Origin of the sequence: Roseburia sp. AF15-21 (assembly GCF_003479505.1) — a bacterium.
GTDB classification, from domain to species: Bacteria; Bacillota; Clostridia; order Lachnospirales; family Lachnospiraceae; genus Roseburia_C; species Roseburia_C amylophila.
In genome coordinates, this window is the sequence record NZ_QUHG01000003.1 from 355,295 (window position 1) to 373,229 (window position 17,935).

The 17,935-nt window shown below is 42.4% G+C and carries 13 protein-coding genes; 12 read left to right on the forward strand and 1 reads right to left on the reverse strand.

What is annotated here, in order from left to right:
• Positions 1–37 precede the first annotated feature (37 nt).
• The 9 genes from DWW33_RS06825 (at position 38) to DWW33_RS06865 (ending at position 12,277) form a co-directional block, all read left to right on the forward strand.
• Positions 38–2,737, forward strand: a complete 2,700-nt coding sequence (locus DWW33_RS06825; RefSeq protein ID WP_118639133.1) for an FAD-dependent oxidoreductase — start codon at positions 38–40, stop codon at positions 2,735–2,737.
• A gap of 18 nt (positions 2,738–2,755) precedes the next feature.
• A complete protein-coding gene (locus tag DWW33_RS06830) occupies positions 2,756–3,100 on the forward strand; it encodes a hydrogenase maturation nickel metallochaperone HypA (protein ID WP_117697576.1) in 345 nt (114 codons plus the stop codon).
• A gap of 47 nt (positions 3,101–3,147) precedes the next feature.
• Positions 3,148–4,197 carry a DUF5692 family protein gene (locus tag DWW33_RS06835; protein ID WP_117840600.1) on the forward strand — a complete coding sequence of 350 codons (1,050 nt, stop codon included), beginning with the start codon at positions 3,148–3,150 and terminating at the stop codon, positions 4,195–4,197.
• 21 nt (positions 4,198–4,218) lie between these two features.
• The gene (hypB, locus tag DWW33_RS06840) at positions 4,219–4,881 is read left to right on the forward strand and encodes a hydrogenase nickel incorporation protein HypB (RefSeq protein WP_117840602.1); all 663 of its coding nucleotides are present in this window, start codon (positions 4,219–4,221) and stop codon (positions 4,879–4,881) included.
• Positions 4,882–5,236: 355 nt separating this feature from the next.
• Positions 5,237–6,478 (forward strand): ammonium transporter, encoded by a 1,242-nt coding sequence (locus DWW33_RS06845; RefSeq protein WP_118639134.1) that lies wholly within the window; start codon positions 5,237–5,239, stop codon positions 6,476–6,478.
• Between the two features lie 23 nt (positions 6,479–6,501).
• The gene (locus DWW33_RS06850) at positions 6,502–6,858 is read left to right on the forward strand and encodes a P-II family nitrogen regulator (RefSeq protein WP_022243940.1); all 357 of its coding nucleotides are present in this window, start codon (positions 6,502–6,504) and stop codon (positions 6,856–6,858) included.
• 114 nt (positions 6,859–6,972) lie between these two features.
• Positions 6,973–8,670 carry a carbon starvation CstA family protein gene (locus DWW33_RS06855; protein ID WP_118639135.1) on the forward strand — a complete coding sequence of 566 codons (1,698 nt, stop codon included), beginning with the start codon at positions 6,973–6,975 and terminating at the stop codon, positions 8,668–8,670.
• A gap of 113 nt (positions 8,671–8,783) precedes the next feature.
• Positions 8,784–10,103 carry an aspartate kinase gene (locus tag DWW33_RS06860; RefSeq protein WP_118639136.1) on the forward strand — a complete coding sequence of 440 codons (1,320 nt, stop codon included), beginning with the start codon at positions 8,784–8,786 and terminating at the stop codon, positions 10,101–10,103.
• Positions 10,104–10,378: 275 nt separating this feature from the next.
• Complete coding sequence (locus DWW33_RS06865) at positions 10,379–12,277, forward strand: diguanylate cyclase (protein WP_118639137.1); 1,899 nt, start codon at positions 10,379–10,381, stop codon at positions 12,275–12,277.
• A gap of 87 nt (positions 12,278–12,364) precedes the next feature.
• Here DWW33_RS06865 and DWW33_RS06870 read toward each other — a convergent pair whose 3' ends face one another.
• Complete coding sequence (locus DWW33_RS06870; RefSeq protein ID WP_117840611.1) at positions 12,365–12,817, reverse strand: ferritin-like domain-containing protein; 453 nt, start codon at positions 12,815–12,817, stop codon at positions 12,365–12,367.
• A 159-nt stretch (positions 12,818–12,976) separates the two neighbouring features.
• Between DWW33_RS06870 and DWW33_RS06875 the strand changes: the two genes are divergently transcribed.
• From DWW33_RS06875 to DWW33_RS06885, 3 genes are read left to right on the forward strand one after another with little or no spacing between them, the layout of a single operon-like run.
• Positions 12,977–14,398, forward strand: a complete 1,422-nt coding sequence (locus tag DWW33_RS06875) for an alanine/glycine:cation symporter family protein (RefSeq protein WP_117840613.1) — start codon at positions 12,977–12,979, stop codon at positions 14,396–14,398.
• Positions 14,399–14,449: 51 nt separating this feature from the next.
• Entirely contained in the window at positions 14,450–16,177 is a 1,728-nt protein-coding gene (locus tag DWW33_RS06880) for an ABC transporter ATP-binding protein (RefSeq protein ID WP_022243946.1), read from the forward strand.
• Position 16,178: 1 nt separating this feature from the next.
• Entirely contained in the window at positions 16,179–17,930 is a 1,752-nt protein-coding gene (locus DWW33_RS06885; RefSeq protein ID WP_117697594.1) for an ABC transporter ATP-binding protein, read from the forward strand.
• The last annotated feature ends 5 nt before the right edge of the window (positions 17,931–17,935 follow it).

A 17,935-nucleotide genomic window follows, 5' to 3' on the forward strand; every position in this document is an offset into this window, starting at 1 on the left:
AGGGGAGCAATACAGGTATCATACAAAGGAGGGGCACATGGCAGAACCAAGAGAATTGATTCTGAAACTCGGTCAGAAAATTACAGACCGAATCGGAGTGAAAGTTACGGAAAATGACCCGGAATACTGGGGACTTGCCGGAGTGGTAACGGATGAGATGGCAGAAGTTGCACTGGCAATGAAAGTCAGAGTACCGGCTACCGCAGCAGAAGTAGCAAAGAAATGTAAGAAGAGCGTAGAACGGACCGAAGAACTGTTAGAGCAGATGAGTGTCATCGGACTGATTGAATACAACCGGGAAAATGAAGACCATCATAAGCAGTACATACTGCCAATGTTTGTTCCGGGCTGTGCAGAATTCATGGTAATGAATAAAGAGCAGGTGGAAACACATCCGGAGATTGCAGATTTCTTTGAACAGATGTCAAAACTTCCGCTGGAGAAAGTTACACCTATGGTTCCGCTGGGTGGAGCAGGAATCGGAATGCATGTTATTCCGGTAGAAAAAGCAATCCCGGCAAACCAGCAGTCGGCAAGCGTGGAGCATATTTCCCACTGGCTCAATAAATATGATAAATATTCCGTTGGTGCATGTTCCTGCAGACGTCAGCAGCGAATCCGTGGGGAGGGAACCGGAGACTTAGAGGATGATTTATGTATTGGTGTCGGTGACATGGCAGATTACTGTGTAGAGACCGGAAAGGGCCGTTACATTGATTATGATGAGGTAATGGAGATTCTGCAGCGTGCAGAGGATAATGGCTATGTCCATCAGATTACGAATATTGACGGAGAAGATAAAATCTTTGCAATCTGTAACTGTGCAGTTGGTGTATGTAATGCACTGCGAACATCCCAGCTTTTTAACACACCAAACATGTCACGGTCCGCATACCGTGCCAGTGTAGAACCGGAGAAATGTGTAGCCTGCGGAAGATGCGTAGAGTACTGTCCGGCCGGAGCAGCAAAGCTTGGACAGAAATTATGTACCAGAGATGGCGGACATATCACTTATCCACAGCAGGAACTTCCGGATACTACGAAGTGGGGACCGGAGAAATGGAATCCGAATTATAAGGATGATAACCAGATTAACTGCTATGATACCGGTACTGCACCATGTAAGACAGCATGTCCGGCACATCTTCCGGTACAGGGCTATATTAAGATGGCATCCCAGGGAAGATATCTGGATGCATTAAAGCTGATTAAGACGGAGAATCCGTTCCCGGCAGTCTGTGGTGCAATCTGTAACCGCCGGTGCGAGGACGCCTGCACCAGAGGAACTATTGACCAGGCAGTTGCTATTGATGAAATCAAGAAATTTATTGCGGAACAGGAACTTCATGCTGAAAAACGCTATATTCCGCCAATGTTAAATTATTCCGGCAAGCCTTTTGAGGAGAAGGTAGCGGTAATCGGGGCAGGTCCGGCAGGAATGTCAGCAGCCTTTTATTTAAAGAAGATGGGATATCCGGTAACTGTATTTGAAAAAGAAAAGAGACCGGGTGGTATGCTGATGAATGGTATTCCGTCTTTCCGTCTGGAAAAAGATGTGATCAATGCAGAAATCGATGTGCTGCGCGAGATGGGGGTAGAATTCAGGTGCGGCGTAGAAGTTGGCGAGGACATTACCATAGCACAGCTGCGTGAACAGGGGTATAAAGCATTTTACATAGCAATTGGTGCACAGGGTGGACGTATGACCGGAGTACCGGGAGAAGACGCAGTAGGCGTAGAAACCGGAGTAGACTTCTTACGTCGTGTCAACTTAAATGAAGAAGGCGTGAAATTATCCGGCAAGACCGTAGTAATCGGTGGAGGAAATGTAGCAGTAGATGTTGCAAGAACAGCACTCCGTACAGGCTCTTCTGAAGTATCCATGTTCTGCCTGGAATCCAGGGATATCATGCCGGCAGCAGATGATGAAGTGGCAGAAGCAGAAGAGGAAGGCATTACAGTTAATAATTCCTGGGGACCAAAGGAAATCCTTACCGAGAATGGCAAAGTAACCGCAGTGGTATTCAAAAAATGTATCTCTGTACTGGATGAGAATAAACGGTTTGCACCAAAATATGACGAAGAAGAATTATTAACGGTTCCTTGTGACCAGGTATTATTATCCATTGGACAGTCTATTAAGTGGGGGGCTTTATTAGAAGGAACCAGAGTGGAGTTTAATCCGAACGGAACCTTAAAGGCAGACCCGGTAACATATCAGACCGCAGAACCGGATATTTTTACCGGTGGAGATAACTATACCGGACCAAGATTTGCCATTGATGCCATTGCAGCAGGAAAAGAAGGCTGTGTATCTATTCACCGTTTTGTTCATGAAGGACAGAGCCTTACTTTGGGACGTAACAGAAGACAGTTCATTGAGCTGGATAAAGACAATATTAAAGTTGAGACCTTTGACAATGCAAAACGTCAGGTGCCGGGACATAAGGCTGGAGATGCAAAGCATACTTTCCGTGATTTACGAAGCACCTTTACCGAGGAGCAGGTACAGAAGGAAGCAAACCGCTGCCTGGGCTGTGGTGCTACCGTAGTAGACCCGAATAAGTGTATCGGCTGTGGAATCTGTACAACGAAGTGCGAATTTGACGCCATCCACTTAAGCCGTGACCTGCCGGATGCAAGCCGCATGGTAAAATCAGAAGACAAGTTAAAGGCAATCTTCCCATATATGTTAAAGCGTGAGATTAAGATTAAATTCAAAGGCAGGAAGAAATAAAAAGCAGGATGTGAGTGTATGCATGAACTGGGAATTATCATTCATATTTCCAAAACATTAAAGGAAGTAGCAGAAGAAAATGAAGTGACGAAGATAGGTTCTGTTACTTTGGAAATTGGAGAAGTCAGCGGAATTGTCCCGGAATACCTTTTAGACTGCTGGGACTATTACCGGAAGAAATCGGACCTGTTATCGGAATCGGAACTGCGTATCGAGACGCTTCCGGCGGTAACCATGTGCGAGAATTGCAAAAAGACTTATCCGACTGTAAAATTCGGCAGACAATGTCCGTACTGTAAGAGTGATGACACCTATCTGCTGACGGGAAATGAATGCAGTATCAAAGAAATGGAGGCCTGCTGAGGCAGGCTTTCGGATAAAATATTTATCAAAGAAAGAAGGGGTTAAAAATGTTGTTTCATGTTTATGGAGGAAATGGAATTTATCAGTGGATTGCCATGCTGGCAGTCTTAGCCGGACTTATTTTATTAAATGAGTTTGCAAGAAGAACCAAGTTTGGTGGACTTATGATGTTTGGAATTATTCCGCTGGCACTTACCGTTTACTTTGTTGTAATTGCAGTATGCGCAGGACAGGGCGTAGAATGGGCAGTAAATAACCAGACACATCTTTATATGAATGGATGGTTCCATTACGCAAAACTGTATGCAGCACTTGCCGGATGTATCGGCTTTATGATGATTAAGTATGAATGGGGTATTGGAAAGAAACAGTGGTTCCGCGCATTCCCGTTTGTAATTGTAGCAATTAATATTTTGATTGCAGTAGCCAGCGATTTCGAATCCGCAATCAACGGCTGGTATTCCTGGTGGTTATCTTCCGAAGATGTATGGCTCTATGGTGGCTGGCACAACGTAATGAACGGAATCGCAGGAATCTTAAATATCCTTTGCATGACAGGCTGGTGGAAAGTATATTCCTCCAAAGACAAGAAGGATATGATCTGGCCGGATATGATCTGGGTTTACATTGTAGTATATGATATCTGGAACTTTGCTTATACCTACAATTGTCTGCCAACCCACTCCTGGTTCTGTGGTGTAGCACTGCTTTTAGCACCTACTATTGCAGCATTAATCTGGAACAAGGGTGGCTGGATTATGAACCGTGCAAATACACTGGCAATTTGGTGTATGTTTGCCCAGATTTTTCCACTGTTTCAGGAGACTGCTGCCGATGGAACAACCTATTATCCATGGGCAACCATTTCCAGACAGTATGCAGACGGAACGGTAAATGGCATTGTAGCAGGAACTTCGAACAATGCAGATCCGACCGCAATGACAATCGTCAGCGCACTGGCACTGATTGTAAATGCCATTGCTTTAGGATACATCATTTACAAATCTGTAAAGAATAAGAAGAATCCGTATACCAACGAAGTATTTACAGACTTCAAGTATTATAAAGATGCACTGGCAAGAGCAGATGTAAAATAGGGTATAATTGAGGAACTGGAAATGAAAGTAATTGAAGTAAAAAGAAGTATATTTGAAAATAATGATAAGGATGCTGCCAGCTTAAGAGAACGGTTAAAGGGAGAGAAAACATTTCTCTTAAATCTGATGTCTTCACCGGGAAGTGGCAAGACTTCTACCCTGGTGCCAACGGTCAATGAACTATTAAAGGACTACCGGGTAGGAGTCATGGAAGCGGATATTGATTCCGATGTAGATGCATGGACGATTGCTGATAAGACAAAGGCAAAGGTTGTGCAGCTTCATACCGGCGGTATGTGCCATCTGGATGCAGACATGACCAGACAGGGCTTGAAGGAACTTGGCACTGAGGATGTAGATATTGCTATCCTTGAAAATGTGGGGAACCTTGTCTGCCCGGCAGAATTTGATACCGGAGCAGTGAAGAATGCAATGATTTTATCCGTACCGGAAGGACACGACAAGCCATTGAAATATCCATTAATCTTTACCGTATGCGATGCACTTATTATTAATAAAATTGATGTGCTGCCATATTTTGACTTTGATATGGATAAGGTAAAGGAGTATGCATGGAAACGGAATCCGAATCTTAAGATATTCCCAATCTCCGCAAAGACCGGAGAGGGAATGGAAGTATGGTACTCCTGGCTGAAAGAAGAAGCAGATAAATGGATGAAATAAAGTATCCTTTTGGGTGAGAAAACAGCCGGAAATATCGCAAAAAAACTAATAAAAGAACAAAAAATAATTAATTGATTAAAAAATGCCCTTGCAATAGGGATAGAAAAGTGCTATAGTCCTAGCTGTAGACGAAGATGTCAAAAACACGAAAACGTGTTTTTGGCATCTTTTTTTTACTTTACAGGAAATTGCTTTCCTGTAAAGTAAAAAACGCTCCGCGAGGATGCACACTGCGGCGTATAAGGCAGATATCGCAAGCGACCGCCGCAGGCACGAGAATGTGCCAAGGCACATGCTTTGCTCCGTGCGCTACTCGCATAAAGAGTTTCTCAAGTGAAAAGAAGGAGGATTAGATATGAATACTGGAGATACAGCCTTTATGCTGATTGCAACAGCACTTGTGTTTTTTATGACACCGGGACTTGCATTTTTCTATGGAGGTCTTGTACGAAGAAAGAATGTATGTAACACGATGATGGCATGTGTGGCAATCATGGGATTGTCAGTAGTGCTCTGGACACTGTTTGGTTATTCCCTTGCATTTGGTGGCAATCACGGAGGTATCATCGGAGATTTCCGTTGGATAGCCTTGAATGGTGTAGACTGGGAAGCAGGTCCTTATGCAGATACCATTCCACATCTTGTATTCTGTGCATTTCAGATGATGTTTGCCATGATTACACCGGCACTGATTACCGGTTCCTTAGTAGGAAGAATGAAGTTTAAGGCACTGTTTCTCTTTGTGACATTATGGTCCTTTGTTGTATATTATCCACTGGCACATATGGTCTGGGGAGAAGGTGGACTTTTAGCAGCCATTGGTTCTGTTGATTTCGCCGGAGGAGATGTGGTACATATCAGCTCCGGAGTCAGTGCATTGGTTCTGGCAATCATACTTGGTAGAAGACGTGGTTATGAGCAGGTAACTTATCGGATTCATAATATCCCGTTTGTTGTATTAGGAGCATCTCTTTTATGGTTTGGCTGGTTTGGATTTAATGCAGGAAGTGCACTGGCAGCCGATGGACTGGCAGCCCATGCATTTATGACATCTGCAATTTCTGCAGCAGCAGCCTTATTATCCTGGATGCTTATTGATGTTGTAAAAGAAGGAAAGCCAACTCTGGTAGGTGCATCCACCGGGCTTGTGGTAGGGCTTGTGGCAATTACACCGGGTGCAGGATTTGTTCCAATCTGGTCAGCATTTATTATCGGAGCTTTGGTCAGCCCGATTTGCTACTTCGGAGTTGCACTTATTAAGAAGAAACTGAAAATTGATGATGCGCTGGATGCATTTGGATGCCATGGAATCGGCGGTATCTGGGGTGGAATTGCTACCGGAATTTTTGCACAGAAATCCATTAACAGTACTGCAAAATGGGATGGTCTGGTGTTTGGAGATTACCGTCTTTTCCTGGCACAGATGGAAGGAATTTTAATTACCATTGTAATTGCAGTGGTTGGTACCCTGTTTTGTGTAGCAGTGGTAAGAATCTTTACTCCGCTTCGTGTGAGCTTAAAAGAAGAACAGCTTGGACTGGATATAACACAGCATGGAGAAAATGCTTACCCAAGCTTCAACGGATTAGACCAGTAGGATAGAAAAGGAGATAATCAGATATGATGATTAAAATAGATGCAATTGTGCGGGAAGAAAAATTCGAAGATGTAAAAGCAGCATTAAATGCCATCGGAGTCAACGGTATTACAGTATCGCAGGTTATGGGATGCGGTGTGCAGAGAGGATATAAAGAAATTGTCCGGGGCATGGAAGTGGCAGTGCAGATGCTTCCGAAAATCAAATTTGAAATCGTAGTATCTTCCGAAGAATGGGAACAAAAAACCATCGAAGCCATACAGAAGGCAGCCTTTACCGGGGAGGTCGGCGATGGCAAAATCTTCAGCTATGAGATTCGCTCCGCCCAGAAAATTCGTACCGGGGAGACCGGCTATGACGCATTGCAGAGCAACGATTGAAGGAAGGATAGATTAAAAAAGTAATATAAAATTGATTAAATTTAGACCTTGACATTAAATTTAAAAGGGAGTAAAAACAATAATTAAATAATTCATATGAGGAGGAATTTGAAAATGAATGGTTTAGTTATTGTATTAATAGCCATCGTATTGTTGGCTGCCGGTTATTTACTTTATGGACGCTGGCTGGCTAACAAATGGGGAATCGACCCGAAAGCTGAAACCCCTGCAGTAAAATATGAAGACGGAGAGGACTTTGTTCCTTCATCCAGATTTACCGTATTCTCACATCAGTTCTCATCTATTGCTGGTGCAGGCCCTGTTACGGGACCAATCCTTGCCAGTGTATTCGGATGGGTACCTGTATTCTTATGGATAGTAGTTGGTGGATTGTTCTTCGGAGCAGTACAGGACTTTGGTGCTCTGTATGCATCTGTTAAGAATGAAGGAAAATCCATGGGTATGATTATTGAAAAGTACATCGGTAAGATGGGAAGAAAGCTTTTCATGTTATTCTGCTGGTTATTTACCCTTTTGGTAATCGCAGCATTTACAGATATGGTTGCCGGAACCTTCAATGCATATCCGGCAGGTGATGGTAATGCTGTATATGCTAACGGTGCAGCAGCAACCGTTTCCATGTTATTTATTGGTGTTGCAGTTATCCTTGGTATTATCTTAAAGAAAGCACCAAAGATGAACGAAATCGTAAAAGGTATCGTTGCAATTGCATTAATCGTAGTAATGTTTGCAGTAGGCATGAAACTTCCAATCTATACCAATAAGACCATGTGGATCTACATTATCATGATTTACTTATTCTTGGCATCGGTACTTCCAATGTGGCTTTTGATGCAGCCAAGAGATTATATGACAACCTTTATGCTTCTTGGTATGATTATCGGCGCAGTTGTTGGTGTAGTAGTTGCACATCCTGCAATGCAGTTAAATGCATTTAACGGATTCGTTTTAACCGGAGCAGACGGAAGTAAATCCTATCTGTTCCCGACCTTATTTGTAACCATTGCCTGCGGTGCTGTTTCCGGATTCCACAGTCTGGTATCTTCTGAGACATCATCTAAGACCATCCGCAATGAAAAAGATATGCCTATGGTTGGTTATGGCGCAATGGTAGTAGAGTCATTACTTGGAATTATCGTATTGGTCGTTGTTGGTGCAGTAGCTGTAAATGGTACAAAACCAGATGGAACACCATTTGCAATCTTCTCATCCGGTGTTGCAGGCTTCCTTGAGATGTTAGGGGTACCAAATGATGTGGCAACTGTATTTATGACCATGTGTGTATCTGCATTAGCACTTACTTCACTGGATTCTGTAGCACGTATCGGAAGAATGTCCTTTCAGGAATTATTCTATGAGGATACAACAGACCCTGCAAAAATGGGTGGTGTCCGCAGAGTATTAACCAATAAATATTTCGCAACAATCGTGACCTTATTCTTTGGATACTTATTAACACTGGGCGGATACAACAATGTATGGCCGCTGTTTGGTTCTGCAAACCAGTTACTTGCAGCACTTGTTCTGATTGCACTGGCTGTATTCTTAAAGACTACCGGACGTACCGGCTGGACACTGTATGTACCAATGGTAAGCATGCTGGCAGTAACCTTTACTGCACTGGTTCAGAAATTCATTGCACTGGTAAGCAATGTAATGAATGGAACTGCAGTATTCTTAGTAGATGGATTGCAGCTCATTGTTGCAGTACTTCTGATGGTATTAGGTGTTATGGTAGCAGCAAGCTGCTTTACCAAACTGTTAAAGACCAAAAAACAGGAAGAAGCATAAATTGAATAGAAATTAAATTGAAATTTTTAAATGGAAATTACATTTACTTCTTTTCAAATGGGGAAAAATAAGATACAATCTTGAGTTATGAGATAGTAAAGGAGCAAATGACGATGATTAAGGTAGTTAAATTTGGTGGAAGTTCACTTGCAAGTGCAACGCAGTTTGCAAAAGTAGGCAGGATTATCACATCAGACCCGGAACGCCGCTATGTTGTACCAAGTGCACCGGGAAAACGAAATTCCAAAGATACCAAGGTAACAGATATGTTATATGCATGTTATGCTCTGGCGGAAAATGATGAGGATTTCGATAAGGATTTAAAAAAGATTGCAGAACGTTATGATTCCATTATTAACGGATTGAACTTAAAGCTTTCTCTGAAAGATGAGTTTGAAGTAATTGAGAAGAACTTTGCAGCTAAGGCAGGTTCTGATTACGCAGCTTCCAGAGGCGAATATTTAAATGGTATTGTAATGGCGAACTATTTAGGCTATGAATTTGTGGATGCAGCAGAAGTAATTTTCTTTGATAAAGATGGTAACTTTGATGCAGACAAGACAGATAAAGTGTTGAGCAAACGTCTTTCCAAGGTTGAACGTGCTGTAGTTCCTGGATTTTATGGTTCCATGCCGGACGGAAGTGTTAAGACCTTCTCCAGAGGCGGCTCTGACATTACAGGATCTATTGTTGCAAAGGCTGTTCATGCTACAGCATATGAGAACTGGACTGATGTTTCCGGTTTCCTGATTGCAGACCCAAGAATTATTGACAATCCGGAACCAATTAAAGTAATTACATACCGTGAGTTAAGAGAGCTTTCCTACATGGGAGCAAGCGTATTACATGAAGATGCAGTATTCCCGGTTCGTAAAGCCGGTATTCCAATCAACATCCGTAATACCAATGCACCGGAAGATGAGGGAACATGGATTGTGGAAACAACCTGTCACCAGTCCAAATATACCATTACCGGTATTGCCGGAAAGAAAGGCTTCGTATCTGTAAATATTGATAAAGATATGATGAATTCAGAAGTTGGTTTTGGACGTAAAGTGCTTTCTGCATTTGAAGAAAACGGTATTAATTTTGAACATATGCCATCTGGTATTGATACCATGACCGTATTTGTACATCAGCCGGAATTTGAAGGCAAGGAACAGGCAGTTGTATCTGCAATTCACCGCCTTGCAAAGCCGGACAGCGTAGAATTAGAGTCTAACATCGCCCTGATTGCAGTTGTAGGACGCGGTATGCGTTCCACCAGAGGAACATCCGGAAGAATCTTCTCAGCACTGGCACATGCAAATGTCAATGTAAAGATGATTGACCAGGGGTCATCTGAGTTAAATATTATCATTGGAGTAAGTAATTCTGATTTTGAAAATGCCATCAAGGCAATTTACGATATTTTCGTAACAACGCAGTTATAAGAAAACTGAAGAAAATATATAAAGAAGATGTAGAAAAAGAGACCTGTTATTTTGCAGGTCTTTTTTGCTTTACAGGAAATTGCTTTCCTGTAAAGTAAAAAACGCTCCGTGAGGATGCACACTGCGGCGTATAAGGTAGATGCCGCAAGCGACCGTCGCAGGCACGAGAATGTGGGATAAATGTCTGGTAAATAAATTTAAAGAGTTTCATAAAAAGCAGGTGGAAAGTCGGAATATTTGTGGTAAAATAAAAGAAATATGCTGGAGGGAACATAATGGAAGAACTGGGTAATATTGCAGTCTTTTTAGCTGGATGGAATAGTGAATATCAGACCAGATTAATTAATGGTATTATTCGTAAGGCAAAGGAAGCAAACTATGCAATCTCTATTTTTACCTGTCAGGCAGGAAGTGAGATTTCGGACAAGCATGTGCTTGGAGAAAATAAAATATATTCGCTGGCTAATCTTTCACGTTTTGATGGCGTAATTTTTGCGACAAATACAATTTGGGAGAAACCAACAAAAGAGGAAATTATTCGAAGAATACGTCACGCTGGCATTCCTGCAGTAAGCTTTGAGGAAAAGGTAGAAGGCTTAAGCCTGATTGGAATAGATAATTATAAGGCAATGCGGGAGATGGTAGAACATGTTGACAGTCATGGCTATCATCCGATTCATTTTGTAGCTGCAAATGCAACAAATGAAGAGAGTAATATCCGCCAGAAGGCATTTGAAGATTTTGTGAAAGAAAAGAACTATTCTGCAGAAGATTATGCGGTATGGCATGGGGATTTTTCCTTTGACAGTGGCGTACAGGTAGTGGATGCCATGGAAGAGGCTGGAAGGATGCCACGGGCACTTTGCTGTGCCAATGATGAGATGGCATTAGGTGCCTGCAACCGTTTGAAACAGTTGGGATATCAGGTGCCACAGGACATAGCAGTAACAGGATTTGATGGCTCTTATGATACCCGGCGCTATATTCCGGGAATTACTACGGTAGACAGACCAAAGGAGACACTGGGATATACCGCTATGCAGTTGCTTTTGCAGGAAATTGAGACAGGGAAGAAACAGGAACTGATTTTGACATCCCGTGTTGCAGTGGATGAAAGCTGTGGCTGTGTTTTAGAGGATAAAAAGCGCGTGGTATCTGCGATAGAAACGTTATACCTTGAAAAAAAAGAAAATGAAAAATATACTTATCAGATACACAATATGGAAGATGAGATGATGGAGTGCGAATCATTGGAAGAATTAATCTTCTGTATCCGCCAGAATATTGGAAAGTTTACGACAGAGGATGTATATCTGTGCCTGAATAAGAGTATTTATTATGAGATGACCGGCCGTGGTAACAGCATTTTACGCAACCGCACAATTACCCGGGATTATGAAAACAAGATATACATAACCAAATTAAATAATGAGGACGGCATGCCGGAATTTTATTCTTTTACCAGTGAGCAGATGTTCCCGGCAATGTGGAATGGCAGAGGTTCAGGGGAATATCTCTATATGCCGGTTCATTTCAGGGATAATTGCCTGGGATATATGATACTGACCGGTACATTGGATACAAAACATATTCCGAATTATTATGTCTGGATTCGTAATATCAGTAATGCATTGGAAAAGTTAAAGAATGTATCAGAACTTCGGAATGCTGCCCGTAACATTGATAATATGGCAGTCCGCGACAGCCTGACAGGAGTTTATAACCGGATGGGAATCAACCGTTTTGTGGTAGATATGGTAAAACAGGCAAATACCAGCAGACGTCGATTGTTATTTATCTTTGCTGATATGGACGGGTTAAAGAAAATCAATGATGAGTTTGGTCATGAAGCGGGTGACCAGGCAATCTGCCTTGCAGCAGAGGCATTGCAGGAGGCGTTCTGTGAAAAGGAACTGATTATCCGTTATGGAGGGGACGAATTCTTAGTGGTTTCTGATGCTTTAAGCTGGGAACAGGCTGAAGAAAAGAAAGCTCAGATAACAGCCTTGTTAAAGCAGTGGCAGAGGGATGAGAAGCTGCCGTACCGTCTGTCTATGAGTATCGGTTATTACCAGAAGGAGCCGGATACCGAGGCATCCATGGAACAGTATATTAACTGGGCAGATGAGCGAATGTATGAGATGAAATGTAAGAACCGTGAGCAGCGAAAATAAATAATAAGTATAAAAAGCATGAAAGGCATTGGAACAGTAAAATTTCCTGTTCCGATGCCTTTTTGACAGTTGCAATGCATCTGCAGGTTAAGCCATCTGATTTGCAGTTTTATAACGGTAAATCATTTCTGCATGCTGCTGCTCCTCTGTCTGGATATGGTTTAAAATCTGACGGACTTTTGGAGAAGCAAAGCTGAATAAATCGTTGTTGTATGCGGAAGATACATACTTTTCACTGGAAATGGAATCGCTGCACAATAATGCATCGTGCTTCTTGTCGGCATTTTCGCTGGATGCATGGTAGGCAGCGTTTGGCTGATAGTTCTTCGGGGCAGCTATACCAACATCAGGCGTATCACCGGAAAGCAGACTGCTGATGGTGTCATAGTGTTCCGCTTCTTCTTTCTGAATGACCTCGAATAACTGTTTTAATTCAGGGTCTTTTGCTTCACTGCTGTAAAAGGCATATTTGTCGCGGCAAAGCTCTTCCTGCTGCTTTAAATCATTTAACAGCATAGTCTCTTGTTCGGTTAAAATCATTTTGTCATCACCTCATCCGTAATATAACCCGAAAGGAGTATTTTTATACAAATTATGCGAAAAAAAGATAGAATTATTGATTGCACTTGATAACTATGCTATGCTAAAGTGTATTTAACCATTTAAATTGGAATCAAAAGAGAATAGGAGCGAACAAAAATGTTAGACCAGATTAACAGCATTCTTGGTAAAATTGATAATTTTGTCTGGGGTGTACCACTTATTGTATTGATCCTTCTGGTGGGAATTTTTCTTACCATCCGCCTGAAGGGACTTCAGATTAGAAAATTACCATTAGCAGTAAAATATTTGTTTGAAAATGAAAAGAGTGGCGAATCCGGCGAAGTATCCAGTTTTGCAGCACTTTGCACTGCATTATCAGCAACCATAGGAACCGGAAATATTGTCGGAGTAGCAACTGCATTGGTAGAAGGTGGTCCGGGTGCGTTATTCTGGATGTGGATAGCAGCACTGGTTGGAACTGCCACAAAATATAGTGAGTGTCTACTGGCAATCAAGTACCGTGTGGTGGCAGAAGATGGTCATATCATCGGCGGACCATTCTATTATATTGAAAATGGAATGGGATCAAAGTGGAAATGGCTTGGAAAATTATTTGCCTTCTTTGGTGTAGGTGTAGGCTTATTTGGAATCGGAACCTTTACACAGATTAATGGTATTACCAGTGCAGTAAAGGGTTTCTTTGACCCGGATACCACCTGGACAGTTGACCTCTTTGGAAGAACTTATTCCTGGACTGTAATTATTGCAGGTATTATTCTTACCATCTGTGTGGCGCTTGTTATCATCGGTGGAATTAAGAGAATCTCTACAGTATCACAGGTCATTGTACCATTTATGGCACTGACTTATGTGGTTGTTGTATTAATTATTATTGTGATGCATATTACAGAGGTTCCAGCAGCATTTGCAACCATTATAAAGAGTGCCTTTGGATTTAAGGCGGTAGCCGGTGGTGCAATGGGAAGTATTATTGTAGCAATGCAGAAAGGTATTGCCCGTGGTATTTTCTCAAATGAAGCAGGACTTGGTAGTGCACCAATCGCGGCTGCAGCAGCCCAGACCGATTATCCGGTAAAACAGGGACTGGTTTCCATGCTTGGAACTGTAATTGATACACTGATTATCTGTACCATGACAGGTCTTGCAATCGTACTTACCGGTGCATGGGACATGGGCTTGGAAGGTGTTGCTGTTACAACCAAGGCATTCCAGCTCGGACTTCCGTTCCCAAATCAGGTAGCATCCTTTATCCTGATGGTATGTCTGGTATTCTTTGCATTTACCACAATCTTAGGATGGGATTATTACAGTGAGCGCTGTCTGGAGTATCTGACCGGACATAAGAAGGCTGTTGTAAAAGCATACCGCTGGTTATACATCTTAGCGGTATTTATCGGACCGTTTATGACAGTATCTGCTGTATGGACCATTGCAGATATTTTCAACGGACTGATGGCTCTGCCGAACCTGATTGCAGTTACTGCATTGAGCGGTGTGGTTGTGGCTGAAACCAAAGTTTATATGGATGGATTAAAAAAAGATAAGATTCAACCATAGAAAGATAGGAAAAAGGGAATATTAGATGATCACTAATTAGGAGCAGGTACAGTGAGAAAGTTATTGCGTTTTTTAAAGGATTACAAAAAAGAGAGCATTTTAAGTCCATTATTTAAATTATTAGAGGCATCCTTTGAATTGTTTGTGCCTTTGGTTATGGCAGCAATCATTGATACCGGTATTGGCAATAAAGATGGCGGATTCATCTTGAAAATGTGTGGAATCTTGATTTTGCTGGCATTAGTGGGACTGACCTGTTCCATTACTGCACAGTATTTTGCAGCAAAAGCGGCAGTAGGTTTTGCAACTAAGGTACGTCATGCATTATTTGACCATATTCAGAAATTGTCCTATACAGAGATGGATACCGCAGGAACGGATACCATGATTACCAGAATGACCAGTGATATCAATCAGGCACAGTCCGGTGTCAATATGGTACTCCGTCTGTTTTTGCGTTCTCCTTTTATTGTATTTGGTGCCATGATTATGGCATTTACCATTGACGTAAAGGCAGCGCTTATCTTTGTGGTAACGATTCCTGTTTTATCCGTTGTGGTATTTGGAATTATGATAATTACAATTCCGTTGTTCCGCCGGGTGCAGGCATCTTTAGATAAAGTCCTTGGAGTAACAAGGGAGAATCTGACCGGAAGCCGTGTTATCCGTGCCTTTAATAAAGAGCAGGAAGAAATTGCAGATTTTGATGAGAGTAATGAGAGGCTGACGGATGTACAGCTCTTCGTAGGAAAAATTTCAGCATTGATGAATCCGCTTACCTATATTATCATCAACGTGGCACTGGTTATTCTTATCTGGACAGGTGCAATTCAGGTAAATATCGGAAAGATTTCACAGGGTGAAGTAGTAGCACTGGTAAACTATATGTCCCAGATTCTGGTGGAATTAGTAAAGCTTGCAAACCTGATTATTACGGTAACCAAGGCAATTGCCTGTGGAAACCGTGTGCAGAGTATTTTTGAGATGGAGACTTCCATGGTGGATGGAAATGGAAGCAAAAAGGAAGATACCGGATATACCGTAGAATTCCGCAATGTTTCCATGCGTTATAAAGGTGCCGGAGCAGATACCTTAACCGGCATTGATTTTAAAGCAAAGCCAGGAGATACCATTGGTATTATCGGTGGAACCGGTTCCGGGAAGTCCTCTGTGGTCAATCTGATTCCTCGTTTCTATGATGTCACGGAGGGACAGGTTATGGTAGATGGCATGGATGTCCGGGAATATAAGATTACGGATTTAAGAGATAAGATTGGTATTGTGCCGCAGAAAGCAGTGCTGTTTGCGGGAACCGTCCGAAGCAATCTTGCCTGGGGCAAAGAGGATGCGACGGAAGAAGAGATGCAGCAGGCACTTTCCGTTGCACAGGCAGCAGAAGTTGTAGATAAGAAAGACGGTAAGCTGGATGCGGAAGTAGAACAGGGTGGAAAGAATTTCTCCGGTGGACAAAAGCAGCGTCTTACAATTGCCAGAGCACTGGTAAAACAGCCGGAAATCCTTATCATGGACGACAGCTCATCTGCACTGGATTATGCTACCGATGCTAAACTGCGTCAGGCAATTCATAATATGCCAAACCGTCCGACCGTATTTATCGTATCACAGCGTGCCGCATCCATTATGTATGCTGATAAGATTATCGTATTAGATGATGGAACTGTTGCAGGAACCGGCACCCATGAAGAATTGTTAAAGGATTGCAGCGTATATCAGGAAATCTATTATTCGCAGTTTAAGAGGACGGAAGGAGGACACTGATATGAAAAAGGAATCAAGACAGAAGGAAACCCTTGGAAGAATCCTTAAGTATATGAAAAAGTACTGGTTATTCTTAGGTTTGTCCATTGCATTAGCGGTGCTCAGTGTAATTTTAACCTTATACATTCCGATTCTTACCGGAGATGCCATTGATTATATCGTAGACAAAGGAAAAGTGGATTTTACTTATATTACACCGATCCTTAAGAAAATGGTGGTAGTCATTCTGATTACGGCAGCTGCCCAGTGGATTATGAATGTCTGCAACAATAAGATGACTTATAATATTGTCCGGGATATCCGTAAGGATGCTATCCGCAAAATAGAGATTCTTCCACTGAAATATTTAGACGCTCATTCCTACGGTGAAATAGTCAGCCGCGTAATTGCGGATGTAGACCAGTTCGCAGACGGACTTCTGATGGGTTTTACCCAGTTGTTTACCGGTGTGGTAACAATTGTCGGAACATTAGGCTTTATGTTGAGCGTCAATGTAAAGATTACGGCAGTGGTAGTATTTTTAACACCGTTGTCTTTTGTGGTAGCAGGATTCATTGCAAAGAAAACATTCTCCATGTTTAAGCTGCAGTCGGAAACAAGAGGAGAGCAGACTGCTTTAATCGATGAAATGATTGGAAACCAGAAAATTGTCCAGGCATTTTCCCATGAAGATGAGGCGTTGGAAAGTTTCGATGAAATTAATGGAAGACTGGAAAAATATTCCCTTCGTGCCTTATTCTTTTCCAGCATTACCAATCCGAGTACCCGTTTTATCAATGCGTTAGTTTATGCAGGTGTTGGCGTGTTTGGCGCAGTTTCAGCTATCCATGGTGGAATCAGTGTTGGGCAGTTATCCTGTTTCTTAAGTTATGCAAATCAGTATACGAAGCCTTTTAATGAGATTTCCGGTGTCGTAACTGAGTTACAGAATGCACTGGCTTGTGCAGCAAGAGTATTTGAGCTGATTGATGAAGAGGCACAGGTACCGGATGCAGAAGATGCAGTGGTATTAGAGGAAGTAAAGGGAGATGTGGATTTAGAGCATGTTTACTTCTCTTATGAGCCGGGGCAGAAGCTGATTGAGGATTTTAATCTCCATGTCAATCCGGGTGAGCGTGTGGCAATTGTCGGACCGACCGGATGCGGTAAGACAACATTGATTAATCTTCTGATGCGGTTCTATGATGTCAACAGCGGAATCATCCGTGTCAGCGGCGTGCCGGTTAAAGATATGACAAGAAGCAGCCTGCGCAGCAGCTATGGTATGGTATTGCAGGAAACCTGGTTAAAGGAGGGAACCATTCGTGAGAACATCTGTATGGGAAAACCGGATGCTACCGATGAAGAAATCATGGAGGCAGCAAAAGCTTCCCATGCCCATAATTTTATCAAACGTCTGCCCAAGGGCTATGATACGGTAATTGCAGAGGACGGTGGCAATCTTTCCCAGGGACAGAAACAGCTTCTTTGCATTGCCAGAGTTATGCTTTGCCTGCCGCCAATGCTGATTTTGGATGAAGCAACTTCATCGATTGACACACGAACTGAGATGAAGATTCAGGAAGCTTTTGGCCGGATGATGAAGGGAAGAACCAGTTTTATCGTTGCCCATCGTCTGTCTACCATTGAAGAGGCAGACATTATTCTGGTTATGAAAGACGGACATATTATCGAACAGGGCAATCATGAAGAACTGCTTCGGAAGAACGGCTTCTATGCAGCCCTTTATAACAGCCAGTTCGTACAGTCATAGAATTG

Bases quoted from the DNA above. Each gene is read 5' to 3' on its own strand.
- DWW33_RS06870 (WP_117840611.1), bottom strand. From the start codon at position 12,817: ATGATTTTAACCGAACAAGAGACTATGCTGTTAAATGATTTAAAGCAG.
- DWW33_RS06885 (WP_117697594.1), top strand. From the start codon at position 16,179: ATGAAAAAGGAATCAAGACAGAAGGAAACCCTTGGAAGAATCCTTAAG.
- DWW33_RS06850 (WP_022243940.1), top strand. From the start codon at position 6,502: ATGATGATTAAAATAGATGCAATTGTGCGGGAAGAAAAATTCGAAGAT.
- DWW33_RS06845 (WP_118639134.1), top strand. From the start codon at position 5,237: ATGAATACTGGAGATACAGCCTTTATGCTGATTGCAACAGCACTTGTG.
- DWW33_RS06825 (WP_118639133.1), top strand. From the start codon at position 38: ATGGCAGAACCAAGAGAATTGATTCTGAAACTCGGTCAGAAAATTACA.
- DWW33_RS06835 (WP_117840600.1), top strand. From the start codon at position 3,148: ATGTTGTTTCATGTTTATGGAGGAAATGGAATTTATCAGTGGATTGCC.
- DWW33_RS06875 (WP_117840613.1), top strand. From the start codon at position 12,977: ATGTTAGACCAGATTAACAGCATTCTTGGTAAAATTGATAATTTTGTC.
- DWW33_RS06830 (WP_117697576.1), top strand. From the start codon at position 2,756: ATGCATGAACTGGGAATTATCATTCATATTTCCAAAACATTAAAGGAA.
- DWW33_RS06860 (WP_118639136.1), top strand. From the start codon at position 8,784: ATGATTAAGGTAGTTAAATTTGGTGGAAGTTCACTTGCAAGTGCAACG.
- hypB (WP_117840602.1), top strand. From the start codon at position 4,219: ATGAAAGTAATTGAAGTAAAAAGAAGTATATTTGAAAATAATGATAAG.
- DWW33_RS06865 (WP_118639137.1), top strand. From the start codon at position 10,379: ATGGAAGAACTGGGTAATATTGCAGTCTTTTTAGCTGGATGGAATAGT.
- DWW33_RS06855 (WP_118639135.1), top strand. From the start codon at position 6,973: ATGAATGGTTTAGTTATTGTATTAATAGCCATCGTATTGTTGGCTGCC.